Here is a 23010-nt window from a genome sequence, read left to right as displayed (position 1 = left end):
CCCAGGCAGATCCGGCCCGCCGGGGTTTTATCCCGCAGCTCGCGGTTTCGAAAACCGGTACCGTTTTGCGAGTTCGCGTGCCACCCTGGCCCATGCGACACGCACCGGGACCCCTCCTCACCATCGACCTCGACGAGCGCTCGTTCGAGACGGAATCGATCGACGACGTGACCGAGGCCTACGTCGGCGGGCGCGGCGTCGGGACGAAGCTCGCCCACGACCGGATTCCGTTCGACGTCGACCCGCTCGGCCCCGAGAACCGGGTCTACTTCGCCACCGGCCCGATGCAGTTCTCGACGATGAGCTTCACCGGCCGGATGTCGGCGACGAGCGTCTCGCCGCTGACCGACGGGCTCCTCTCGTCGAACGCGGGCGGCTTCCTCTCGCGGAACTTCACGGCGACCGGCTACGCCGCCGTCGAGGTCGTCGGCGAGAGCGACGAACTGGTGGTCGTCCACGTCACCGACGACGGCGTCGAGTTCGAGGAAGTCCCCGACCTCGAGGGCGCCACCTCCGAAGAAGTCTGTGCGTGGGCCGACGCGGAGCACGACATGGACGAGGACCACCTCCTGCAGATCGGCCCCGCCGGCGAGAACCTGGTCCGCTTCGCCTCGATCATGACCTCCGAGAGCCGGGCGTTCGGCCGCGGCGGGCTGGGCGCGGTGCTGGGCGCGAAGAACGTGAAGGCGATGACGTTCGACGGCGACTCGACGGCCGAGGTCGACGTCCCGGCGCTGCAGATGGACGTCCACCGCGAGGCCGCCCAGGCCGACCACCCGATGAAGAAGGCCGGAACGACGTCGGTCACCGAGTACGCCAACACGGTCGACGCCCTGCCGACCTACTACTTCTCGGAGCTCTCCTTCGAGGGCGTCGACGGCATCACGGGCGATCGCGTGGCGGAGAAGAAGTACCAGAAGGGGACCTGTTCGGCCTGCGCGTTCGCCTGCAAGCTCCCGACGCGGGACGAAGAGCGCGGCATCGAGACCGAGGGGCCGGAGTTCGAGACCAACATGGCGTTCGGCTCGAACTCGGGGATCGACGACATCGTCGACGTGATGCAGGCCAACGAGCTCTGCGACCAGCTGGGGATGGACACCATCTCCTGTGGCGATGTCGTCGCCGCCTACCTCGCGAGCGAGGACGAGTTCGGCAACGCCGAGCTGATCTTCGAGACGGTCGAGAAAATCGCCCACCGCGAGGGGATCGGCGACACCTTAGCGGAGGGCGTCGACCGCTGTCACGAGGAGCTCGGCGTCGAGAACTGGTCGGTCAAGGGCCTCGAGTTCGCCGCCCACGACGGCCGCACGCTCAACGGCCAGGGCCTGGCGTTCGCGACGTCGAACCGCGGCGCCGACCACATGTACGCCGAGTTCTACCCCTACGAGTACCCGCTGGTCGGCGGCGACGACGCGATGGACAAGGAGGGCCTGGACGGCAAGCCGCCCAAGATCGCCGAGAACGAGAACATCAACGCGATCAAAGACAGCGCCGTCTTCTGTAAGTTCTCGCGTGATTTCCTGACCGACGAGCGCATCGAGGAACTGCTCGACGCCGACTACGAGGACCTGCTCGAGATCGGCGGCCGCGTCGTCGCGATGGAACGCCACTTCAACAACCAGCGCGGGTTCGACCGCGGCGACGACGTTCTGCCGTACGAACTGCCGGACTTCGAGGAAGCGCTCTCGGAGTACTACGAGGTGCGGGGCTGGAACGAGGACGGCACCGTGCCCGCCGAGGTCGTCGAGGACGGGACGGACGCGGCGCCGGCGGACGATTAGGAATCTGTTTCGAAACGGTGTCGTTTTCCACTCAAACTGGCCATTCTACCCGCCACCAAATAATAAAACAATCATTTACCTGCGAAAACATCCTCAAAGTCACATTTCGGCCCGTAGCTCCCGATTCATAATGACAAGGTTTCACATCGGGGCGAGTTTGCGACCCTCGGACAGGTTACTGAATTTTAACATCCAAAGCAGAAATGGATGTTGGTTAATTTCAATTCTTATAGCTTATACTGTCTGGGCGACATCTGGACATGACACTCCGAACCTCTCTCAAAAATTAAATTTAAGTATGAAATATCAATAGAAAATATTTTAGTGTTGGGTGGTATGTGTGCTGGTGGATCATGTCCGAGCGACACACCCGACGGAAGGTCCTGAACAGGGTAAGTGCGATGACTATCGGCGGTGCTGCACTTGTAGGCAACACTTCTGCAATTGAGGAAAGTGATGAAGGTGACAACCATCGTGGTTTTAAAGAGTTGAAAAAACTATTTCGGGATGCGGCTCGAGAAGACGAGGAGGCTGGCATTGATCCGAACCAAATGGCTGTCAGTGATGAACAAAGCGAATTATTAAAACTCTCAAACGGTCTGTCGCCATCAGAAAAATTAACGCTCGCGGAGGAAGCCTTGACTATAAAAGTCGAAGAACCTGTCGCCTCACGTTCTTCTCCGGCTTCGGGCTATGATTTCGAGAGAGAGCGTTCTATTGTGGGTCAATACTCCGCTTTCGAATATAGCAGAACCGTGTGGAGGTACCACCTTGATGTAAGCTGGACGAGAGGTGGACAGAATATCGTGGATCTTGAGCGCCGCTACTATCCGCATATTACTACCTTGGGACAGTCCAATGGATGGGAGGCCAGAGATTACGAATTACAAGATGAAAGCGGTGGTGTGGGAGAAATGGACTATAGCGCGTTCGTAACCGCGGAGTTTGCGATGTGTGTACAAGGCTGTATAAACGAAAATCACGTCTGGATTGATTTCGATGCAAGTGCGGATGGGTCCACGGATACTGAGTACTCTCACAACGACCCGATAGACACCTAAACTCCTCTGTCCACACCCTCAAACGCAAATGAAAAAAAAAAAATAACCACTTTCCTTATCAATCATTAAACAATGAATAGTGTGAAACGTGAGCGATGGGCTGCCTCCGCGCTCATTCCTGTTGCGATAGTCTGTTTCGTAGTTATCGGCGATGCATTTCCGCACGTAGGTTGGATTTTGGGCGGATTTGTTCTGTTAGGCGGCGGAACTTACTTACTGCTCGACTCGAGCGATCGGTGGGTACATGCTCTTTCTATCTTATGTATCCTCCTCGGTCTGTATTTCGTCATCATCCTCGTTCTTGGGGCTACGATGACGGTTGGTCCGGAGAACGAAACAACAGCTTCCCGAGGGTAGGTTCAATCTCTACTGATCGTTCGAGCACACGTTGATTCGTAACGTTCCCGTTCGACCGGCCTCGACTGGACGAAACCCGACGCTGGCGTAAACGACCGTTCACTCCCTCGCCAGTCGTTCCAGCGCCGCCGCCAGCACCCGCGTCGCTCGGGCACAATCGTCCCAGTCGGTCCACTCCTTCGGATTGTGAGAGATACCGTCCCGAGAGGGTGCAAAGAGCATCCCCGCGTCCGTGACTCGGGAGACGCGCATCGCGTCGTGAGCGGCGCCGGAGTGGAGCTCCGTCGACGCGACGCCCGCCGCCTTCGCCCCTTCCCGGAGCGCCTCCCGACAGCGCTCGCTCATCGGCGCCGGATCGACGTCCAGCACCCGTTCCATACTCGTCTCCACGCCGCGCTCGGCCTCGATCTCCTCGAGCGCCGCGATCGCCCGCTCGAAGATCCGCTCCATCGGCTCGCGGTCGACGTCCCGAACGTCGACGCCTAGTTCGACCCCGCCGGGGACGACGTTCGTCCCGTTGGGAGTGACGTTCGCCTTCCCGACGGTCGCGACGGCGGTGTTCTCCCCGGCTGCGGCGGCCTCCCGGCCCGCCTCCTCGAGCGCGAGGACGAACTCGCTCGCCGCCGCGAGGGCGTCCCGGCGCTCGTCCATGGCCGTCGTCCCGGCGTGGTTCGCCTCGCCGACGAATCGAGTCTTCGCGTGAGCGATGCCGGTGATCGTCGTCACGACGCCCGTCGGGACGCCGGCCGCCTCGAGGCGGGTGTCCTGCTCGACGTGGAGTTCGAGAAACGCATCCCAGGTGCTGGCGTCGATGTCGTCGTCGCCCCGATAGCCGACGTCCTCGAGGGCCTCGCGCAGCGTGATACCCTCGTCGTCCTCGAGCGCCAGGGCGTCTTCGGCCGTCCGCCGGCCCGTCGCGACCGCGGAGCCGAGCATCCCGCCGCCGAAGCGGGTGCCCTCCTCCTCGGTGAACGAGACGACGCCGATCGGGCGGTCGGGATCGATTTCCCGCTCCTGTAGCGCGCGGACGGCCTCCAGGGCGCCGTAGACGCCCAGCGGCCCGTCGAAGATGCCGCCCTCGGGCACGGAGTCCAGGTGGCTGCCCGCGACCACGGGCGCCGCGTCAGGATCGGCGTTCGGGGGCGTCCAGGTCCCGAGTACGTTCCCGACGGCGTCCACCTCGACCGTGAGGCCGGCGTCCTCGAGTCGGTCCACCAGCCGGTCTCGCGCGCGACGGTTCGCCTCGGTCCCCGCGAGCACGGTTCGCCCGCGCCCCTCGTCGGCGTCGATCGCCCCGAACGCGGCGGTGGCCTCGACGTCCGATCGGAGCCGACCTTGGTCGACGGTCATGCCTCCGGATTCACCGGTGCGGGGGTTGAGCGTTGCGCTCCCGGCGAGGTGGGTGCGCCGGGGTGCGCCCGCATCACGGATCGACCGAGACGCATCGCTCGTCGGCCGTCGTGCGGACCGGGAGCGAAACGGTATCCCGGCCGCCGCGGTCCCGCGGCGCCTCGGAACCCCGGGAACGGCGACCCGAGACGGAAGCGCCCCGGCCTCTCTAGACGGTAGCCCCGCGGCACCCCGGAAACGGGGGCCCGAGACAGCCCCTCGGCACCCTCCCGGGGACGTCAACTCGACTCGAAACCCTCCCGGGGACGTCGACTCGAGACGCCAGCGCGGGAACGCGAACCGATCCCGCTCGGTTCAGGGGTCGTCGTCGTCCCGGCGAGAGGGGTGGATGTCGTACTCTCGCTCCCGGTACGGATCGCTCTCGGGGTCGTACGACAGTTCGCTGCGCCTGAGGATGTAGACGATGATCCCGTAGATCGGGATCAGTCCGACGATGGCCGTCCACCGACGCGGCGACTCTATGCCGACGTCGGTGGCGTCGTAGTAGGTGAAGGCGGCGAGCAGGACCTGGACGAACACCGGGATGCCGACGATCAGGACCAACAGCGCGTCGCTCATGACGGTCCTTTCGGGCCGGACCGACGTAAACGACCGGTCGACGGGCCCCGCTCCCGGCTCGATCCGGCGTAAACGACCGGTCGGGCGGGATTCCGGACTCGCCTCGGGATTCGTCGCGGCGGGAACCCGACGGCGTATCGGAGGGGCTCGACGGCGCGTCGGAGTGGAGCCGACGGCGCATCCGGACGATGGTGCCGAAAGGTCGACCATTATGCCCCCGGCGGTCGCCCGGTCCCGTATGGAGTACACCGCGCTGGGCTCGACGGGCCTGTCCGTCAGCCGGATCTGTCTGGGGACGATGAACCTGGGGTACGAAAGCGAGGGCTGGAAGCTCGACGAGGACGAGAGCCGGGAAATCGTCGAGCGCGCGATCGAGCTGGGAGTCACCTTCATCGACACGGCCAACGTCTACCGCGACGGCGACAGCGAGGCGCTCGTCGGCGACGTGATCGCCGAACACGACCGCGACGAGCTCGTCGTCGCGACCAAGGTCTACGGCTCGATGGACGACGAGAATCCGAACGCACAGGGGCTCTCGCGCAAGGCGATCGAGCAGGAGCTGGCGAACTCGCTCGACCGGCTGGGGCTCGAGACGGTCGACCTCTACCAGATCCACCGCTGGGACGACGAGACGCCGATCGCGGAGACGCTGCGGACGCTCGACGACGCGGTTCGACGAAATCAGGTGCGTTACCTCGGGGCCTCGTCGATGTGGGCCCACCAGTTCGCCGAGGCGCTGCACACGAGCGACCGGCTCGGCCTCGAGCGCTTCGTCTCGATGCAGAACCACTACAACCCGGTCTATCGCGAGGAAGAGCGCGAGATGCTCCCGCTGTGCGAGAAGGAGGGCGTCGGCGTCATCCCGTGGAGTCCGCTCGCCAGGGGTTACGTGACCCGACCCCACGACGAGTTCGACGCGACGGCCCGCGGGAGCGAGGAAGCCGACGAGCGCGGGGACCGCCACGCCGTCTACCGCGACGGCGGCGGCGAGAAGATAAACCGCCGGATCGCGGAGCTGGCCGACGAGAAGGGCGTGACGATGGCCCAGCTCTCGATCGCCTGGCACCTCCACCGCGATCCGGTGACGGCGCCGATCGTCGGCGTCTCCAGCGTCGAGCACCTGGAGGAGGCGGTCGAGGCCGTCGATGTCTCGCTGTCGGATTCGGATCTGGAATACATCGAAGACCCGTACGAACCCGTGCCGGTTTCCGGGCACCAGTGAGGGTCGCGCGGACTCGGCTCGAGGACGCGACGCCGCGGTAGGTCCCACGTCGACCCGTCTCGGGAGCGGCGGTACCCGGGCGATCGTCGCCGCACGCGGGTACGCTCGACGGTCGGCACCCGATCGTCGCGGGATCGACCGGTCCCCGATCGTCGCGGGATCGACCGAGCCAACGGCCTACGTCGGATCGAGTCGAACGATCACGTCGTCCGCGTCGCCCTCGTTCGACGTGAGGAGATAGAGCGCTCCGTCGGGGTCCTGTGCGACGTGTCGAAGCCGGCCGAACTCTTCGACGAGGAGTTCGTGTCGAACCGCGAGGAACCGCTCGTCGAGCCACGGTTCGTCGTGGACCTCCGTCGCATCGTCTGGGGGCTGTTCGTCGGGATCGAGCAGGGTGAGCACGTGCAGGCGCTGGGAACGGAGCCCGGCGAAGAGAAACCGGTTCCGGAGTTCGGGAATCGCGGAATCGTCGTACCACGTTCCGCCGGACGGCGCCCACGTCTCTTCGCCGTCGATCGTCCCGGACGAGGCGAGTGGCGGGGCGAACTCTGCACTCTCGTCGTACGCGTCGTACTCCTCGTCGTCCGTCCCGCCCCGGGCGATCGGCCAGCCGTAATTGCGCCCGCCGTCGTGCAGGACCACCTCGTCGCGGGCCACCGGTCCGTGCTCGGTGGTGATCGGCGTCCCGTCCGGCAACCAGTCGATTCCCTGCGTGTTGCGGTGACCGTAGGTGTAGACCATGGGGTCGGCGTCCTCGGGCGCATCATCGGCTCCCGCCGGTTCTCCGTCGGGCGTGACCCGGAGGAGCGATCCGACGAGCGAACCGGGATCTTGGGACAGCTCGGGTTCGCTGACGTCTCCTCGCGTAATCCACAGCTGGTCGTCCGGACCGAACGCGACGCGACCGCCGTTGTGGTGGACCGCACCCGGCAAGTCGTCGACGATCGTCTCGACCTCGCCGACGTCCGTCGCGTCGTACCGGACCACCCGATCGACTCGCGACTCCGTTTCGGCAGTGTAGAAGACGTAGACCGACGGTGGCTCCGGATACGCTGGATGGACGGCGATGCCGAGCGCGCCACCCTCCCCGTCCGGGGCGATGTCCGGAAGCTCGATCGGCTCCTCCGGGAGGTCGGTCGCGTCGAGCGGCGTATCGCCGGCCAGTTCCGCGGCCGTGGTCCGTCGGATTCGCCCCGGTCGTTCGGTGAGGAACACGTCTCCGTCCGGGGCGAACGCGATGTCCCACGGAACGTCGAGGTTTTCCACGACGACGGCCGCCTCGAAGGACGCCTCGAGGGGTGACCCGTCCACGTCCCACTCGTCTCCTCCCTCGCCCTCGTCGGACGGTTCGTCGTCGGACGCTCCGTCCGGCGCGTCGTCGCTCCCGAGACACCCCGCTACCCCGAGGGTGCCGGCGCCGACGACCGCCAGCAGCGACCGTCGAGAGGCCCGGTCTTCCATGTTCGACCGTTCGTCTCAAGACCGGTAAGTAAGCACCTCATAGGAACGCGCCGCTCGCAGCAACTCCTATGCAACCGACATCTCGGCGGTGGGGGACGAGCCGACGGGGCGCGTCGACCGGCGCCGCGAAAGGTGACGGCGTATCGCCGTTACCGCACCACGAAGTCGATCGCCGCACCCTGGCCGAAGCCGACGCAGAGCGTCGCGAGCCCGCGACCGCCGCCGCGGGCCCGGAGCTCGTGAATCAGCGTCACCGGGAGGCGGGCGCCGGAGGCGCCGAGCGGGTGGCCGATGGCGATCGCGCCGCCGTTGACGTTGAAGCTGTCGTGGTCGATGCCGAGTTCGTCGCGGGCGTAGACCGTCTGGCTCGCGAACGCCTCGTTGAGTTCGACGAGGTCGTAGTCGTCGATCTCGCGGCCGGTGCGCTCGAGCAACCCCTTCGTGGCGGGGACGGGGCCGATCCCCATCACCGTCGGGTCGACGCCGGCGACGTTGTTGTCGCCGACCTCGGCCATGATTTCGAGGTCGTGTTCGTCGGCAAACGCCTCGCTGGTCACCAGCAGGGCGGCCGCGCCGTCGGAGATCTGGGAGGCGTTACCGGGCGTGACGGTCCCGTCGGCGACGAAGACGGTGGGCAGCTCGGCGAGTTTCTCGGTCGTGGTGCCCGGTCGAATTCCCTCGTCTTCGGTGACGGTGCCGTCTTCGGTCTCGATGGGGACGATCTGACTCTCGAAACGGCCCTCCTCGGTCGCCGCGGCCGCGCGCTGTTGGCTCTCGGCGGCGTACTCGTCCTGGGCCTCGCGGGAGACCGCGTACTCTTCGGCGACCTTCTCGGCGGTCATCCCCATCATGAGGTCGGTGACGACGTACTCCTCGGCGAGCCGGGGGTGCAGGTCGCGCTCGCCGCCCTGCATCGGGACGCGGCTCATGCTCTCGACGCCGCCGGCGACGATACACTCGCGCTGGCCGGCGCGGATCGCGTCCGACGCCGAGATCACGGCCTGCATCGAGGAGGCACACCAGCGGTTGATCGTCGTCGCCGGCACGTTCTCGCCGAGGTCCGAAAGGAGCGCGATCACGCGCGCCAGGTTGTTGTCCTGTTCGCCGCGCTGCTGAGCGCAGCCCCACATCAGGTCGTCGACCTCCTCGCCGGAGAGGCCGGTCTCGGCGAGGATCTCGTTCACCAGCGGGATCGAGAGGTCCTCGCTGCGGACGTCGGCGAAGACGCCGTCCTCTTTCCCCTGGGGCGTTCGAACCGCCTGCGCTACGACTGGAGTCGGTGCCATATCACGGTACTCCGTCGCAAGCACCATAAGTGGTCGAGAACTCGGGAAATCGGACGCGAAGTTTCCGACCGCGTCGAAAGATGGAGACGGCCTCGACGGTGAGGACGACCTGGAAGGTGGGGACGACCTCGACGGTGAGGACGACCTCGAAAGGTGGGGACGGTGGTGTGTCGCCCACAGGCTCGCGGAGCCTGCGGCCGCACTTATCGAACACTCCGCCATAAACATTGACGATAGTTCGAGATGGAAAGAACCCGAGCCGAGCGAGCGACGACGAACCGCTCGGGCAGTCGTCAAGGAAACCGTGCGTTTCGCCGGGTACCCATCGGCCCGCCGCCCCGGGCTCCGGTGGGGCGTCGCGTCGGCTCGGTGGCGCCAGTCGGCCCTCGGAGGGACAGCCTTATCTCGGGCGTTTGGCAAAGAGGCCCCATGGACGACCGACCCGAGGCGGACGACGATCGGGCGGCGCGCGACGAGTCCGACCCGGCGGACGCCGAGGAGCGGGATTCCTCGCCGGCGGCGAACGACGGCGAGCGGACGGACGAACGACCCGACCGCGACGATCCGGAGGACCCGAACGAGCGCGGCTCCCCGACCGATGGCCGCCGACCGAACGCGGACCGCCGACCGGTCGGACGGGGTCGAGACCCCGGTGAACCGACGGACGTCACGGAGGATTCGTCTTCCGCCGCCGACCGGGAGGACGCGGAGGGCGGGGCCTCGGGAGCCGATGCGGGGACCGAACGCCCGGAAGCCGTCGAGGAACGCTCGACCGCGCCGGTGGGGGTCGAACCCGGAGGCGGTGACGCCGACGATTCGGATGCTGGCGCCGACGAACCGATGCCCGACGTGCCGGACCCGGACCGCGTGCCCGAGGACGTCCGCAAGTACGAGCGCTTCAAGAAGATGGACGGCGCCCAGTACGAGCGGGTGAACGAGTTCCTCCGCGATCGGACCTACGTCACCGCCCGCGAGTGGGCGATTGCGCGGCTGTGCGCCGACTTCCGCACCGAGACCGGCGTCGAGATGACCAAGATCGGCGAGAACCTCCCGGAACTGGTCCCCTTCATGACCGACACCTACACGCCCCAGGCGGTCAATCAGGCCCGTTCGTCGTTCGACGACAAGGTGCGCAAGGCGGGCGCGACCTTCCTCTACGGCGCGATGTGTGACTTCTACACGGCAGAAGAGCTCGACGACGTCATGTACGAGGTCACCGAGGTCTCGAAGTTCCTGCTCGAGGTCGAGGGCGTCGACCTCTCCGTCGACGACGAGCTGGAGGCCGAAGAACGCATCTCGAGCGTGATGCGCGAGGTGCGCGAGGCGAGCAAGGCGCTCCGGGAGGAAGAGGCCGCGGCCGACGACGGCGAGTAAGTCGAGGTTCGTGCGAACCCGCGGTGGCGTGGCCGCGAGCGTCCGCACCACCTCGCCGGCGAGCGTTCGCGCCACAGCCGATCCGCCGACGAGCGTCCGCACCACCTCGCCGGCGAGCGTCCGCAGCGAAACCGACCCGGCGGCGCGGCGGACGCCGAGCGGCCGTCACCTGGGGTCGTCGGGCTCGAACAGCTCCGGATCGTCGTGGACGAACGTCAGCCAGTCGTCGCGACCCTCCGGACGAACGCGTACCTGGAGTTCGCCGGCGGCTCCGGCGGCGTCCAGGGCGGCGCGCGCCTCCTCCGGACGGTAGTACAGCGGGACCACGACGGCGGTCTCGGTGGGCGCGTCGAGCTCGACGGCGATCGCGAGGACGGCGTCGCCGACGCGGCGGCGGTAGACCTCGGCGGACGCGAAGGTGCCCTCGGCGACCCGCGCCTCGATCTCGTCGAAGGACTCGTCTCCGACGAGGGTGAGGAAGCCGCCGGCCGCGTCGTCGCCGGCAGGTTCCTCGTCGGTTCGCCAGGGCGCGACGTCCCTCGTCCGGAGGCGTTCGACGGTCCAGCCGTCGGCGCGGTACTCGTCGGCGATCGACTCGGCGTCGGCGAGCAGTTCGGCCCACGGCGACGAGTCGTCCGGTCCGCCGTCGGCCGACGGCTCGTCGTCAGGACCTCGATCCGTCGTCACGGCGCTCCACCGCGCGTGGTTCGCGACTCCATGCGGGATCCGGGGGCGGTCCGAGCAAAAAGGGTTCCCCTCGAGAACCCCGACGATCCCCGAATACGGATCGTGACGATGGCCAGTACTTCTTCGCCCCCTTCAGGTCACCTACTCAGTTGAGATCCTCCCCGTCCCGAAGGGCGAGGATTCACGAACGCCGTCGGGATATTGTGGTTTACGACGTGGCCCGTTCTCGCGGTGGGAAGCATTCGCTCTCTTCGTCGAACGGGTACACCGAAGGCCGTACCAACCAGCCGACACTCCTCTCCTGTGACGGACCTGGAGATACTTTCTGTCGAATCTTCTCAGCACCGTTCACGCCCGCATTCGCCGTTGTGTCACACTCGTCACAGACGTCCGAGCCACGCTCGACGCGGTTCACCTCGCGCTCGCGTCCGCAACAAGAACATTCCGAAACCGGCGAATCGGCGGACGGCGAGCCCGTTCTGGGCGGGGATTCGATTCCGCGGCATCGGGCGACGAACGGCGACGTCGGGACGACGGTCCGCGTCGTGGCTCGTCCGACCGAAACCCGCGCCACGGTGACGGTCGCCGACGACGGTCCGGGGATTCCAGAACGGGAACTGAAGGTGCTCGAACGCGGCGAGGAGAGGCCGCTGGAGCACGGGATCGGGATCGGGCTCTGGATCGTCTACTGGGTCGTCGAGCACTCGGACGCGGCGGTCTCCTTGGAGACCGGGACCGACGGGACGACGGTCTCCGTCGAGCTGCCGTTGTAGGGTGGGTGGCGGCCCGCCCGCGGCGGTCAACGCTCGCGGATCGCTTCGGATCGGACCGCGACCCGGGGTCGCGCGGACGCGTCGCTCCCGCTCACTCCTCCGGGTACTTCGGCTCGCGCTTCTCGGCGCGTTCGAGCGCCGTCTCGACGACGTCGCGCACGTCGCCGCGGAACTCCTCGCCGTGGCCCGAGTACATGTGCTCGACGGAGTCGGGCATCCGCTCGAGCAATCGCTCGATGCTCTCGATCAGCGTCTCGCGGGACTGGCCGGGCATGTCGGTTCGACCGAAGCTGCCGTACTCGAAGGCGCCGTCGTCGTGGACCACGACGTCCCCGCTGAACAGGGTCGAGTCGGAGACGAACGAGACGTGATCGTCGGCGTGGCCGGGCGTGAAGACGACCTCGAACGTTTCGTCGCCGATCTCGACCTCGTCGCCGTCCGCGAGCTCGTCGGTGCGCCGGGGATGGTCGGCGTAGGCGTAGACGTCGGGATCGAACGCCTCGCAGACATCCTCCAGCTGGGCGACGTGATCGCCGTGCTGGTGGGTGAGGACGACCGCATCCAGCTGGTCGACGTGCTCTCTGACGGCGCCGACCACGCCGTCCCAGGCGCCGGCGTCGACGAGCGTCGTCCGCTCGCCGACCGTGAGGTAGGCGTTGCACGTGAACGTCTCGGCCTCGGCGGTGACGGTGTGTACGTCCATCGTCGGGAGGTCTCCGCGAGCGGTCGTAAAGCCGTCGCCGCACCGCGTCGAGCGCGGTGGCGACCGGCGGCTCCGCGCGCGCCGACCCGTGTAACGAACCCGCACCCTCCCCCGGCGCGTCTACGGACCCCCACCTAACCGCTACACTCGTCCAGCAGTGGATTTTTGCCTTCCAATCCCGTAGGACTTCACACATGGGATTCGGAAGTTACGACGAATCCGAACAGCGGGACCTCGACGCCGATTTTGACGACGAGGAGGCGGTTCAGTCCGAAGAGAACGGTCACCGCGGCACGGTCGAGTTCGAGAACGGCGCCTCCAACGACGAACTGATCGATCGACTCGCCGAGATAAAGGACGAGGAATGACGCCCCGGCCCGGGGTCCGGGCGCTCGGCGTCGCCGAATCCGCCCGCGACGACCGGAGCACACTCGCCGGGGCCGTGGTGCGCGCCGACCGGGTGGTCGACGGCGCCGCCTTCGGGTCGGCGACCGTCGGCGGGCTGGACGCGACCGACGCGGTCGTCGAACTCGTCGACGGCCTCGATCGCGAAGACGTCCGCTACCTCCTGGTCGGCGCCGTGGCGCCGGCGTGGTACAACGTCCTGGATCTCGGGCGCGTTCACGAGGCGACCGGCCTCCCCACCGTCGCCGTCACCTTCGAGGCCAGCGACGGTCTCGAGGACGCCCTCGCGGAGGCGTTTTCGGGCGAGGCGCTGGAGCGCCGCCTCGAGCGCTACCGATCGCTCCCGCCGCGTCGCGAGCTGTCGGTGAACGACGAGACGGTGTACGTCCGCGCCGTCGGGCTCTCGGACGAGGCGGCCGCGGACGTGCTTCGGACGTTCACGCCCGAGGGCGGCCGTCCGGAGCCGATCAGGGTCGCGCGGCTCCTGGCGCGAGCCGGCGCGAGCGCCCTCGAGTGAGGGTGCCGGCCTCGCCGTCCGCCGAGGCGTCCGAGAACTACCGTGCGTCGTCGCCGTCCTCGCCGCGGGCCATCGCGTGAGCGACCGAACCGCCGTCGGGCGCCGTCTCGGACTCCTCGGCGATCAGGGCCTCGAAGTCGTCCGCGTCGTCGTACTGGTCACGGTGGATCAGCGCCGCCTTCCCGAGCGAGGTGACCTCGTACAGCCCCGATCGGTCGGCGGGACCGATCTTCCGTACCAGCCCGTAGTCCTCCAGCACCGGGAGACGGGTGTTGATGTTCTTCCGGCTCTTCCCCGTGTGGGAGGCCAGATTCGGTGCGACGTTCCGGCCGGTCTCCTCGAGCGCTTCGAGGATCAGGAAGTCGGTGGGCCGTCTGAGCTTCACGAAATCACTCTCTACTCCGCAGTGTTTGACAGAAACAGGTAATACTTCCGGCCAATACTTGTACTGAAGGTAATTACTTCCGGGGACTTATCACTTTCCGCCCCCCGTACCCGAGTCGACGGCCGACAGACGGGAGGCCCCGGCGACCGTCTGGAATCGGTCCTCGACGACCGCGCTCTCGGCGGATCGGCGTCCGTCACCACGTTCCGCCCGAGTTTCGACGCAACCCGAAAGCCGTAGGTGCGCCGCGGACGAGACGCGACCATGGACGAGGAGCAGGCCGACCACTTCGACGGGCTCGCGGTTTCGGACTGTCCCCGGTGTCCGGCGCTCGTCGAGTCGCGGAGTCGGATCGTCAACGGCGTCGGGCCCGCGGACGCGGACGTCCTGTTCGTCGGCGAAGCACCCGGCGCGACGGAGGACGCCGAGGGCGAGCCGTTCGTGGGCCGCAGCGGGGCCGTCCTGGACGAGCAGCTGCGTGCGGTCGGGCTCGACCGCGAGTCGGTCCGGATCACCAACTGCGTGCGCTGCCGGCCGCCGGAGAACCGCGACCCGACGACGGAGGAACTCGGCAACTGTCGGGGCTACCTCGACGCCGAGATCCAGCGCGTCGATCCCGACGTGATCGTCACCCTGGGGAAGGTGCCCGGCGAGCACCTCCTCGAGCGATCGATCGCGGTGACGAAAGAGACCGGCACCGTCGAGGAGATCCGCGTCGGCGAGGCGGAGACGCCGCGACGGGTGCTGATCTGTCTGCACCCGGCGGCCACGCTGTACGACCGCAGTCAGGAGTCCGCGTTCGCGGAGACGATCCGCGAGGCGGCCGCGATCGCCGGCGTCTCGCCGTCCGACGGCGACGGACAGTCCCGCCTCGGCGAGTTCTGATCGATCTCCCGGTTGGCCGACCGTTCACCGGCGCCGGGCGAACCCGCGGCGCCGGGCGAACCCGCGGCGGTGGGCCGACCCCGGCGAGTCCCGCCCGAACGAAAGGGCCTTTGGCCCGACGCGCCGACGCTCACCCATGAGCCAGCAGTCGATCCCGTCGCCGCCCGAGGAAGCGCTGGCGTCCGTCGCCGTCGTCGACTACGGGTTGGGGAACCTCCGCAGCGTCACCCGCGGACTGGAGCGCGCGGGCGCCGCCGTCGAGATCACGGACGATCCCGACGCCTTCCGGGCGGCCGACGGGGTCGTCCTCCCCGGCGTCGGCGCCTTCCGCGAGGGCGTCGAGAACGCCGACCCGATCCGCGAGGAGCTGCTGTCGGTCGCCGACGACGGCACGCCGCTGTTCGGCATCTGTCTGGGGATGCAGATGCTGCTGACGACCAGCGAGGAGGGTGCCAACGAGGGCGAGTCGGCGGTCCGCGGACTGGATCTCGTTCCAGGGACCAACGTCCGCTTCGCACAGGGTCAGAAGGTGCCCCACATGGGCTGGAACGAGCTGTCGGTCGAGCGCGAGCATCCGCTCGTCGAGGGCATCGACGGCGACTATGCCTACTTCGTCCACTCCTTCTACGCCGTTCCCGAGGACGACGACGCGGTCGTCGCGACGACTGACTACGAGGTCACCGTCCCCGCCGTCGTCGCCGACGAGTCCGGCACCGTCTTCGGCACCCAGTTCCACCCCGAGAAGAGCGGCGAGACGGGGCTGGGGATTTTGCGGAACTTCGTCGAGCTGTGCGCCGACCGCTGAGACGGGGCTGGTTTTCGTCGCCGCGAAGATGTTGTGATCAAAATAGTTTTGCCGGGTCGCGGTAAACGTGGGGTTGTGCCCGTCGATCTCGAGGAACTGCGTCACCGGACGGCCGTCGTCGGTGCGCTCTTGCTGCTCGCCGTCTCCGCGACCCTCCTGCTCGGCTTCCTCGACGTCGGTCTCGAGCCCACGCTCGCGGTCGCGGCGGTCCCGACGTTCGCCGCCGCCGTCGCCCTGCTGAGCGTCCGTCGCGACGGCGACGTCGAACTCGCCGGGCGGCGCCTGGGGCCCCACCAGCGGGCCGGACTCGGCTACGCCCTGCTCGCCGTCGCGCTCGCGATCCCGTACGTTCCTCGACTCTCGCTCGACGCGGTCGGTCTCACCCCGCTGGTGATGGTCGCCGTGGTCCTCTCGCTCGCCTACCAGGAGTACACCGGACCGCACGAGCCCGAGGAGCCCTCGATGCGTCGAATCGCGGCGTTCATCGTCCTCGCGATGGCGATGGTGGTCGGGGTGGCCGTCGCCATGCTCGTCGCCACCTGAGCCGCCGTCGGATCGCCGCCGACGCCTTCCGTGACGGGGACGTCCGCGACGGAGGCGCCGCTCGTCCGGAAGCGGTCGTCGAAAAGCGGCCGTCAGTTTTCAGGCGCTGCGCGCTTCCTTCGCCTTCGGTCGGAGCTTCGCGTACCCGCACTTGCGACACTGGTCTGCTCGTTTGGGGTTGCGGGCGTTGCACTTCATGCAGATCATCTTCTCGAGGGTCCGCTTCTCCGCGGCGTCGAAACTGGCCATGCGGGGCCGTTAGCCGGTGGCCCATTTAACGGTGCTGGTTCGGGGGGCCGGTTGGAGCGCCCGGGGGGCCGGTTGGAGCGCCCGGGGGGCCGGTTGGAGCGCCCGAAAAGGTGGATGGAAGCGCCCGGAGAGCCGGCGCTACGCGTCGAAGCCCTCTTCCCACCGGAACCGCCCGTTACGCTGGACGACCTCGCCGTCGACCTCCATCCGGGAGTCCTCGCTGACGTCGGTGATCATGTCGACGTGAACCGCCGAATCGTTGCCCGATTCGCCCTCGGGGAGGCAGGCGTCGTAGGCGCGGCCGACGGCGAGGTGGACGGTGTCGCCCATCTTCTCGTCGAAGAGGATGTTGTCGGTGAAGCGGTCGATGCCGCGGTTCATGCCGATCCCGAGCTCGCCGAGCCGGCGGGCGCCGGCGTCGGTCTCGAGGACGTCTTCGATCACGTCCGCGCCCTGGGCGGCGTCGTGCTCGACGACTTCGCCGCCCTCGAAGCGGAGAGAGGCGTCGCGGACGGGCCGGCCCTCGATCGTCATCGGGACGTCGAACGTGACCTCGCCCTCGGTGTCGTAGGGGGCGGTGAACACCTCGCCGCTGGGGAGGTTGTGGGAGTCGTAGGCGACGGAGGCGGCGCTGTTGACGGCCGTCCGACCCTCGATCGACATGGTGAGGTCGGTCTCGGGGCCGACGAGACGGACCTCGCTGCCCTCGTCGAGCACCTCCTTCATGTTGGCCATCTCCTCGGCGAGGGCCTCCCAGTCCCGCAGGATGGCGTCGTACGCGAAGTCCCGGTACTCCTCGTATGCCATGTCGGCCTGCTGGGCGAGCGAGCGCGTCGGGTGGGCGGTCGACACCCAGCGGGTGTCCATCCGTGCCTCGCGGGCGTCCTTGGTCGCCGCGCGATAGGCCTGGCGGGTCTCGCCGGGGACGTCGGCCGTCGCGCTGGTGTTGCGGCCGCCGCCGAGCCGGAGGTAGACGTCGGCTTCCTCGACGAGCGCCAGTTCGTGATCTCCCCCGGCGAAGTCGCCGTCGTGGGCGCGCAGGTACGCCCGGTGGATCTCGCCGGAGTCGTACGTCGCGAGCAGATTGGCGCCGCGCTCGCCGAGTTTCTCGGCGACGGCGACCGCCAGTTCGTGGGCGTCCGGTCCGACGGAGACGACGACGTCGTCGCCCGACTCGACGCGGGCGCTCCAGTCGACGAGGGTCTCGGCGTGTTCGGAGACGCGTGGGTCCATGGCCGCGAGTCGTGCGGGGACCGTTAAACGATCGTCGGTTCGGACGAGCGCAGTTCAGGCGGTCCGCGGCGTCGCGCGAACGGGGGCGCCGTGCGGCGAACCGAAACTACTATCGGATTATTGACGCTGTGACGGGCGGGAACGGGAGCGAGGGTTTGCCAATCCGACTAAAACGTCGAAATCGAGTGACTGGGGCGACCCGACAATCGTCGTTAAACCGGGAAAACCGTCGTTGAATCGGAATCAACGTCGTCGGTGTATATCAGGTATCGTGACATAGAATCGGATGCAATGAGAGCACGACAGCTGGTCACGATCGCGGTTGCGGCATCGCTCCTGATCGGCGCTGGAGCGGCACTCGGTGCCGCCAGCCCGGCCGATCAGGCGAACGGCGACGGCGCGAACGCGTACGAAGGTACCGCATCGGACGCTGAGGACGAGAACGCCACGGACGCCGACGACGGCGGGACCGTCGCTGCCAGCGAGGACCGCGCCGGTACCGCCGACGGCGTCGGCCCGAGCGACGGCCTGCCCGAGCAGGTACCCGATCGCGTGAGCGAGATCCACGACCGGATCGAGTCGTTCCTGTCGGGGTCGATCGAGAGCCTCGGCGGAGCGCTCGGCGAGCTGCTCGGTGGAGACGCCGACGACGCGAGCGACGGTAACGCTTCGGCGGACGACGGCGGGGCTGACGAGACAGAGTCGGACGCGTAAGTGCCGAACATGCACAGCCCGGCACACACAACCGACGTCGACGACTGCACACCATGAACCTGAATTCGACGATCACGGATAGACGGACGTACCTCGCGGCGACGGGCGCGGCGACCGTCGGGATGGTCGGCCTCGCCGGCTGTCTCGGGGGCGACGAGTCCGGGACGCTCGCGACGCAAGTGACCGACGATCCCGGCGACATCGGGGACTTCGAGTCCTGCGTCGTCACCGTCGTCGGCATGTGGCTCGGTCCGGAGGGCGCCGAGGCGGGCGACGACGAGGACGAAGCGCCCGCCGGCCGCGAGCACCACGAATACGACGAGCCCCAGCGTGCCGACCTCGTCGAGCTGCAGGGTGAGGCCACCCAGCTCGTCGACGAACGCGAACTCGAGACGACCACCTACGAGTTCCTGCAACTGGACGTCGACGAAATCGATGCGACCCTCGAGGACGGCTCCGCCGCGACCGTCGAGGTTCCGGGCCGGGCGCCGCTGACGTTCAACGAGACGTTCGATATCCGTGCGGATACGCTGACCACCTTCACCGCGGACTTCACGCCCGTCCGGCGCGGCGGGGCGGGCGGATACGTCCTCCAGCCGGTGCCCGAGGGGATCTCCGTCGAGTACGAGGAACACGCATGAGCCTCGCGCTCCTGGCGACGCTCCCGTCGTTCGTCGGGCCGCTCGGTTTCCTCTTGAGCGCGCTGCTCGTCGTCGTGCTGGTGCTCGTCGTCGGACGCCTCCTGTTCGGCCTCGCGTGGAATGTCGTCCTGATCGTTCTCGTCGCGCTGGGGGTCCTCTGGCTGCTCGGCGCGGCCGGATCCAGCCCGCCGCCGTTCCGGTAGCTCGATCGAACGGCCGTCGATCCCGGTCTCCGCTGACGGACCCCCGAGCGCGCCCCCGATCAACGACCACCGGCTCTCCGCGCCGGCGACCACGGGATCGACATCGTCGATCAGGCCACCGCCGATTCCTCCTCGAACGCCGGCGTCCGCGTCCGGACCAGGTGGACGATCAGGTAGACGAACGGCGTGTCGACGACCGCGATGGCGAGCTTCAGCAGGTACTGGCCGACGATCAGCTGCAGGAGGACGGCGCCGGGCAGCACCGGTCCGACGCCGAAGACCAGCGGCGCGAGGAAGAAGGCGACCGAGACGAAGATGACGGTGTCGATCGCCTGGCTGGTCGCCGTCGAACCGACGTTGCGCAGCCAGAGCCGGTCGGGGCCGGTGTAGTCCCGGATCCGGTGGAAGGCGATCACGTCCCAGTTCTGGCTGACGAGGTACGCCAGCAGACTCCCGGCGACGATGTTCGTCGACGCGCCGAGAACCGAGGCGAACGCGTCCGGATCGACGCTGTCCGCCGCGGCGGGCGCGGCGATGGTCGACCACACGAGCACCAGCAGGACGAAGTTCATCGCGAAGGCGACGTTGACGACCACCTGCGCCGCCCGCTTGCCGTACAGCTCGGTGTAGCAGTCGCTGGCGAGGAACGTGAGCGCGTACGCCAGCGCGGCTCCCGGCAGGACGAGCTCTGCGCCCGTCACCGGGAGCGAGAACGGCAACTCGAACGCGAGCACCTTCGCGGCGGTCAGCTGGGCCGTCACGAGCGCGGTCACGAAGAGCGCGATGATCGTGACCTGCGCGATCGACGGCGTCGGCCGTGACTCGGTCATCGTCCGGGCTACACACCCGACCCCCCTAAACGGTGTTATTCGAGTCCGATCGTGGTCCGATTCGAGTCGGATACGGGTTTACCCCGAGTCCGATAGGAGTCTGCCTCGAGCCCGAAAGGGGTCTGCCCCGAGCCCGATTCGAGTCTCCCTCGAGTCAGATGAGGGTCAGCCTCGAGCTCGATTCGAGTCTCCCTCGAGTCAGATAGGGTTCGCACCGAGTCGATTCGGGTCTACCCCGAATTCGATAGGGTCCGCCTCGAGCCCGATTCGGGTCATCCCCTGGTCGCATCGCCGACGACGACCGGATCCGTGCGCGTTCAACTGCGCATCCGACTCGAGTAGAACAGCGGGATCCGGAGGACGAGGAACGCGGTCCCCATCCCGGGGATCGCGAGCCGGATGACGCCCACGGTCCGCTCGTCGAGGTAGCCCGTCACCTCGGCGAGCCAGAGAGCGCTGTAGAACCCCATCACGAGCAGGCAGGCGACGTAGATCCGAAGGCCCCAGCCCACGACGGGGTAGACGCGGGACTTGGTGAGTCACGGACGCGACGGGAGGCTGAGATCGATCATTACCGGGTACCCCGGCGGGTTCCGGCGGTGATTCGAGCGTCGTTCGAGGCGCTCGCACCGCTGCCGGTCGAGGTGTCCGCGACGTCGCCGGTCGCGAGCCCGGGGCGCCGCCCCTCGCATCGCTCGGCCCCGCCCCGTTGCCCGGGCTCTCTCGCTGGCACGGGCGGGCAAACGGATGGCGGGTTCACAATCGTAGCGGCCGGGGCGTCGCGCGACCCGGAGCGTGTCTTCCGGGCCCCTCTTCGTGGGCTTGCAGCTTCGGGGTCCGATGCTCTTAGTGGTGGTCGTGGGACGTACGACCGGTCCAGTGAAGCGGCTGGACCCGGGGCGGCCACGAGCGACCTCGATTCGACGGGCGGCCGGATGGCACGCGGCCCGCCCCTTTTCGTCGACGCCCGAAACGAGTCTCGCGGTACGGCTCGCATCGGTCACCGACCCGCCACACGTTCGCGAGACGGCCGTCGCGATCGACGTCTCGATCGCGTTTGCCTCGGTCAGTCGCAGTCCGTCCTGGAGGGACGCGGCGGATCGAGCCGGCCGCCTTCGTCGATCGGGCGACCCGCGGGCGCCACGCGGTTCAGCTATCGTCCTGGCCCGGCGGTCCGTCTCCGTCCGCCTGTCCGGGCGGTTGGCCGTCGTCGAGACCCGGTGGCCCGTCCCCGTCCGGGCCCCGATCGGACGGCGGTCCGTCGTCGGACCCGTCCGCGGAGCCGGCCCCGTCGACGTCGGCGTCGTCTTCGCCGCCCGTTCCGTCCCCGTCCGCTCCGTCGGATTCGGTCGACGGCTCGTCAGCATCGTCCGTTGTCCGCTCCTCGACCTCGTCGTCGCCCGCCGCACCGTAATCGCCGTCAGGAGCTGCGTTCTGGTCGCCGTCCGGTGAACCGTCCCCCGTCTGCATCGTCAGGTCGGGGAGCACTACCCACGTCGCGAGCACGACGGCGAGTCCGACGAGACAGCACAGGGCGAGCAGCTGTGCGGCCGACGGGCCCGAGTCCGCGCGAGGCATCGTACGGTTTCGTCGGACGGACCCCCGGACCTTCGTTAGGCGGCGGCCATCGCGAGTAGGCTCGGCCCACGGTCCGGAACGGTTTCCGCGCCGACGGCCGATACCGGTCGCTCGCGTTCCATCCGGGGGTTCTCCCATCCGTCCGCGAGCTCGCGTGTCGGGCGGCCCGGATTCCGGCCGCTTTCCGGCCGGCGGTTGGACGATCGAACGGTCCAGTCTCGATACGAGCACGTCCGTTCACCGGCCGCCCGATTCCGACAGCATTTCCCAGATTTCGACAGTAGCATGTGAACACATATCACAAAGAGTTATGTTCGGCGGAACTGAGGGTGGGGATATGGCGTCAGCCAGCCAGAACGCGACTCGCTCGCCCGTCGACCACGTATCCGGTCGCGGAAAACGATTTAGCTGGCTTCTTCGCTTTATTACATTTTAATCGGCGGTCGTCCTCGCCGGTTCGCTGTCCGCGAACCTCGCGGGGGACCGTCCGTTCCCCGGTTCTCGTAGCCAGCGAGGCCGGGCCGGTTCGATCGGCCGGTAAATGTTGCCGCCCGGCCGATCTGACGTCGGAACGCCGAACACGACGCCCGATCACCGCGACACGAGATCACCGCGACACCGGAAACAGATGAGCACCCACGACGAACCCGAACCCGGACGCACCGCCGACCCGCCCCATCCGCCCGACGAGCCGGTGCGGGTCATCGACGAGGAGGGGAGACTCCGTCCCGACGCCGAGCGACCCGACCTCGCCGCCGACGAACTGCTCGCCATGTACGAGGAACTCGCGCTCGCCCGCCACTTCGACCGGCGGGCGACCGCCCTGCAGCGCCAAGGGCGCATCGCGACGTACGCCCCGATGCGCGGACAGGCGGGTTCCCAGGTCGCCACCAGCTACGCCCTGGACGAGACCGACTGGCTCGTCCCGACCTATCGCGAGCACGCCGCCAAGCACGCCCACGGCCGGGAGTACGCCGCCCTACTCTCGCACCTGCGGGGGTATCGCGAGGGCTACGCCGTCCCGGACGACGTCAACGTCCTGCCCGAGTACATCCCGATCGGCACCCAGGTCCCCCAGGCGATGGGGCTGGCCTGGGGCTTCAAGCTCCAGGGGGAGTCCGAGCGGGCCGTGCTGTGTCACTTCGGCGACGGCGCCACCTCGACCGGCGACTTCCACGAGGGGCTCAACTTCGCCGCCGTCTTCGACGTCCCCGCCGTCTTCGTCTGCAACAACAACCAGTGGGCGATCTCGACGCCGGTCGAGCGCCAGACCGCGAGCGAGACGATCGCCGAGAAGGCCCGCGCCTACGGGATCGAGGGCGTCCGGGTCGACGGGACCGACCCGCTCG

Annotated in this window: 26 protein-coding genes and 1 pseudogene; 14 read left to right on the top strand and 13 right to left on the bottom strand. The window is 67.8% G+C overall.

Going from position 1 to position 23010, the window contains the following annotated elements; all coding sequences use genetic code 11:
- The first annotated feature begins 92 nt into the window (after positions 1-92).
- Together QZT59_RS14390 and QZT59_RS14385 are read left to right on the top strand one after the other, a co-directional pair.
- Positions 93-1781 carry an aldehyde ferredoxin oxidoreductase C-terminal domain-containing protein gene (locus QZT59_RS14390; protein WP_290817865.1) on the top strand — a complete coding sequence of 563 codons (1689 nt, stop codon included), beginning with the start codon at positions 93-95 and terminating at the stop codon, positions 1779-1781.
- Between the two features lie 353 nt (positions 1782-2134).
- Complete coding sequence (locus tag QZT59_RS14385; protein ID WP_290817863.1) at positions 2135-2842, top strand: hypothetical protein; 708 nt, start codon at positions 2135-2137, stop codon at positions 2840-2842.
- Between the two features lie 456 nt (positions 2843-3298).
- Here the strand turns inward: QZT59_RS14385 and QZT59_RS14380 are convergent, their stop codons facing one another.
- A complete protein-coding gene (locus QZT59_RS14380; RefSeq protein ID WP_290817861.1) occupies positions 3299-4549 on the bottom strand; it encodes a M20 family metallo-hydrolase in 1251 nt (416 codons plus the stop codon).
- Between the two features lie 354 nt (positions 4550-4903).
- Complete coding sequence (locus tag QZT59_RS14375; protein ID WP_290817860.1) at positions 4904-5167, bottom strand: hypothetical protein; 264 nt, start codon at positions 5165-5167, stop codon at positions 4904-4906.
- 238 nt (positions 5168-5405) lie between these two features.
- Here QZT59_RS14375 and QZT59_RS14370 point away from each other — a divergent pair, with 238 nt between their 5' ends.
- The gene (locus QZT59_RS14370; protein ID WP_290817857.1) at positions 5406-6389 is read left to right on the top strand and encodes an aldo/keto reductase; all 984 of its coding nucleotides are present in this window, start codon (positions 5406-5408) and stop codon (positions 6387-6389) included.
- A gap of 177 nt (positions 6390-6566) precedes the next feature.
- Here QZT59_RS14370 and QZT59_RS14365 read toward each other — a convergent pair whose 3' ends face one another.
- Positions 6567-7850, bottom strand: a complete 1284-nt coding sequence (locus QZT59_RS14365) for a sorbosone dehydrogenase family protein (RefSeq protein ID WP_290817854.1) — start codon at positions 7848-7850, stop codon at positions 6567-6569.
- 149 nt (positions 7851-7999) lie between these two features.
- Positions 8000-9136 (bottom strand): acetyl-CoA C-acyltransferase, encoded by a 1137-nt coding sequence (locus QZT59_RS14360; protein WP_290817851.1) that lies wholly within the window; start codon positions 9134-9136, stop codon positions 8000-8002.
- A gap of 429 nt (positions 9137-9565) precedes the next feature.
- On the opposite strand from QZT59_RS14360, the gene QZT59_RS19240 reads away from it, so the two are divergent.
- A complete protein-coding gene (locus tag QZT59_RS19240) occupies positions 9566-10510 on the top strand; it encodes a DUF5806 family protein (RefSeq protein ID WP_394348662.1) in 945 nt (314 codons plus the stop codon).
- 165 nt (positions 10511-10675) lie between these two features.
- On the opposite strand, the gene QZT59_RS14350 is transcribed toward QZT59_RS19240, so the two are convergent.
- Complete coding sequence (locus QZT59_RS14350) at positions 10676-11197, bottom strand: hypothetical protein (RefSeq protein WP_290817849.1); 522 nt, start codon at positions 11195-11197, stop codon at positions 10676-10678.
- A 208-nt stretch (positions 11198-11405) separates the two neighbouring features.
- A pseudogene (locus tag QZT59_RS14345) lies at positions 11406-11639 on the bottom strand (RNA-guided endonuclease TnpB family protein); the annotation flags it as partial.
- Here QZT59_RS14345 and QZT59_RS14340 point away from each other — a divergent pair.
- The gene (locus QZT59_RS14340; RefSeq protein WP_290817848.1) at positions 11566-11970 is read left to right on the top strand and encodes a HAMP domain-containing sensor histidine kinase; all 405 of its coding nucleotides are present in this window, start codon (positions 11566-11568) and stop codon (positions 11968-11970) included. The pseudogene QZT59_RS14345 and the gene QZT59_RS14340 sit on opposite strands and share 74 nt — an antisense overlap.
- Positions 11971-12061: 91 nt before the next feature.
- Here QZT59_RS14340 and QZT59_RS14335 read toward each other — a convergent pair whose 3' ends face one another.
- Positions 12062-12673 (bottom strand): MBL fold metallo-hydrolase, encoded by a 612-nt coding sequence (locus QZT59_RS14335; RefSeq protein WP_290817846.1) that lies wholly within the window; start codon positions 12671-12673, stop codon positions 12062-12064.
- A 194-nt stretch (positions 12674-12867) separates the two neighbouring features.
- Here QZT59_RS14335 and QZT59_RS14330 point away from each other — a divergent pair, with 194 nt between their 5' ends.
- Both QZT59_RS14330 and QZT59_RS14325 read left to right on the top strand, forming a co-directional pair.
- Positions 12868-13041 (top strand): DUF5786 family protein, encoded by a 174-nt coding sequence (locus tag QZT59_RS14330; protein ID WP_290817843.1) that lies wholly within the window; start codon positions 12868-12870, stop codon positions 13039-13041.
- Positions 13038-13595 carry a DUF99 family protein gene (locus QZT59_RS14325; RefSeq protein ID WP_290817840.1) on the top strand — a complete coding sequence of 186 codons (558 nt, stop codon included), beginning with the start codon at positions 13038-13040 and terminating at the stop codon, positions 13593-13595. The genes QZT59_RS14330 and QZT59_RS14325 overlap by 4 nt, the downstream gene beginning before the upstream one ends.
- Positions 13596-13632: 37 nt before the next feature.
- Here QZT59_RS14325 and QZT59_RS14320 read toward each other — a convergent pair whose 3' ends face one another.
- On the bottom strand, positions 13633-13980 hold the full coding sequence (locus QZT59_RS14320; protein ID WP_290817837.1) for a winged helix-turn-helix transcriptional regulator: 348 nt from the start codon (positions 13978-13980) through the stop codon (positions 13633-13635).
- A gap of 264 nt (positions 13981-14244) precedes the next feature.
- Here QZT59_RS14320 and QZT59_RS14315 point away from each other — a divergent pair, with 264 nt between their 5' ends.
- From QZT59_RS14315 to QZT59_RS14305, 3 genes are all read left to right on the top strand, one after another.
- Positions 14245-14865, top strand: a complete 621-nt coding sequence (locus tag QZT59_RS14315; RefSeq protein WP_290817834.1) for a uracil-DNA glycosylase family protein — start codon at positions 14245-14247, stop codon at positions 14863-14865.
- Between the two features lie 136 nt (positions 14866-15001).
- The gene (hisH, locus tag QZT59_RS14310; RefSeq protein ID WP_290817830.1) at positions 15002-15670 is read left to right on the top strand and encodes an imidazole glycerol phosphate synthase subunit HisH; all 669 of its coding nucleotides are present in this window, start codon (positions 15002-15004) and stop codon (positions 15668-15670) included.
- A 75-nt stretch (positions 15671-15745) separates the two neighbouring features.
- Positions 15746-16213, top strand: a complete 468-nt coding sequence (locus QZT59_RS14305) for a hypothetical protein (RefSeq protein ID WP_290817827.1) — start codon at positions 15746-15748, stop codon at positions 16211-16213.
- A 99-nt stretch (positions 16214-16312) separates the two neighbouring features.
- On the opposite strand, the gene QZT59_RS14300 is transcribed toward QZT59_RS14305, so the two are convergent.
- Together QZT59_RS14300 and QZT59_RS14295 are read right to left on the bottom strand one after the other, a co-directional pair.
- Positions 16313-16462, bottom strand: coding sequence for a 50S ribosomal protein L40e (locus tag QZT59_RS14300; protein ID WP_290817824.1), 150 nt, complete (start codon positions 16460-16462; stop codon positions 16313-16315).
- Positions 16463-16600: 138 nt separating this feature from the next.
- Complete coding sequence (locus QZT59_RS14295; protein WP_290817821.1) at positions 16601-17695, bottom strand: aminopeptidase; 1095 nt, start codon at positions 17693-17695, stop codon at positions 16601-16603.
- A 291-nt stretch (positions 17696-17986) separates the two neighbouring features.
- Between QZT59_RS14295 and QZT59_RS14290 the strand changes: the two genes are divergently transcribed.
- Genes QZT59_RS14290 through QZT59_RS14280 form a run of 3 tightly spaced genes read left to right on the top strand, consistent with a single transcriptional unit; the run spans position 17987 to position 19253 of the window.
- The gene (locus tag QZT59_RS14290; protein ID WP_290817818.1) at positions 17987-18409 is read left to right on the top strand and encodes a hypothetical protein; all 423 of its coding nucleotides are present in this window, start codon (positions 17987-17989) and stop codon (positions 18407-18409) included.
- 53 nt (positions 18410-18462) lie between these two features.
- The gene (locus tag QZT59_RS14285; RefSeq protein WP_290817815.1) at positions 18463-19050 is read left to right on the top strand and encodes a DUF4382 domain-containing protein; all 588 of its coding nucleotides are present in this window, start codon (positions 18463-18465) and stop codon (positions 19048-19050) included.
- On the top strand, positions 19047-19253 hold the full coding sequence (locus QZT59_RS14280; protein ID WP_290817812.1) for a hypothetical protein: 207 nt from the start codon (positions 19047-19049) through the stop codon (positions 19251-19253). The genes QZT59_RS14285 and QZT59_RS14280 overlap by 4 nt, the downstream gene beginning before the upstream one ends.
- A 110-nt stretch (positions 19254-19363) precedes the next feature.
- Here QZT59_RS14280 and QZT59_RS14275 read toward each other — a convergent pair whose 3' ends face one another.
- From QZT59_RS14275 to QZT59_RS14265, 3 genes are all read right to left on the bottom strand, one after another.
- Complete coding sequence (locus QZT59_RS14275) at positions 19364-20083, bottom strand: queuosine precursor transporter (RefSeq protein WP_290817809.1); 720 nt, start codon at positions 20081-20083, stop codon at positions 19364-19366.
- 317 nt (positions 20084-20400) lie between these two features.
- Positions 20401-20595: a hypothetical protein gene (locus tag QZT59_RS14270; protein WP_290817806.1), complete on the bottom strand. Its 195-nt coding sequence runs from the start codon at positions 20593-20595 to the stop codon at positions 20401-20403.
- Positions 20596-21232: 637 nt separating this feature from the next.
- Positions 21233-21661 carry a hypothetical protein gene (locus QZT59_RS14265; RefSeq protein WP_290817803.1) on the bottom strand — a complete coding sequence of 143 codons (429 nt, stop codon included), beginning with the start codon at positions 21659-21661 and terminating at the stop codon, positions 21233-21235.
- A 628-nt stretch (positions 21662-22289) separates the two neighbouring features.
- On the opposite strand from QZT59_RS14265, the gene QZT59_RS14260 reads away from it, so the two are divergent.
- Positions 22290-23010 (top strand): thiamine pyrophosphate-dependent enzyme (locus tag QZT59_RS14260; RefSeq protein ID WP_290817801.1); only part of this gene is annotated, 721 nt, incomplete at its 3' end.

It is taken from the genome of Halovivax sp. (assembly GCA_007119345.1).
Taxonomy (GTDB): Archaea; Halobacteriota; Halobacteria; order Halobacteriales; family Natrialbaceae; genus Halovivax.
Note: the sequence above shows the minus strand (reverse complement) of the source record. Positions and strands in the feature narration are given on the sequence as shown.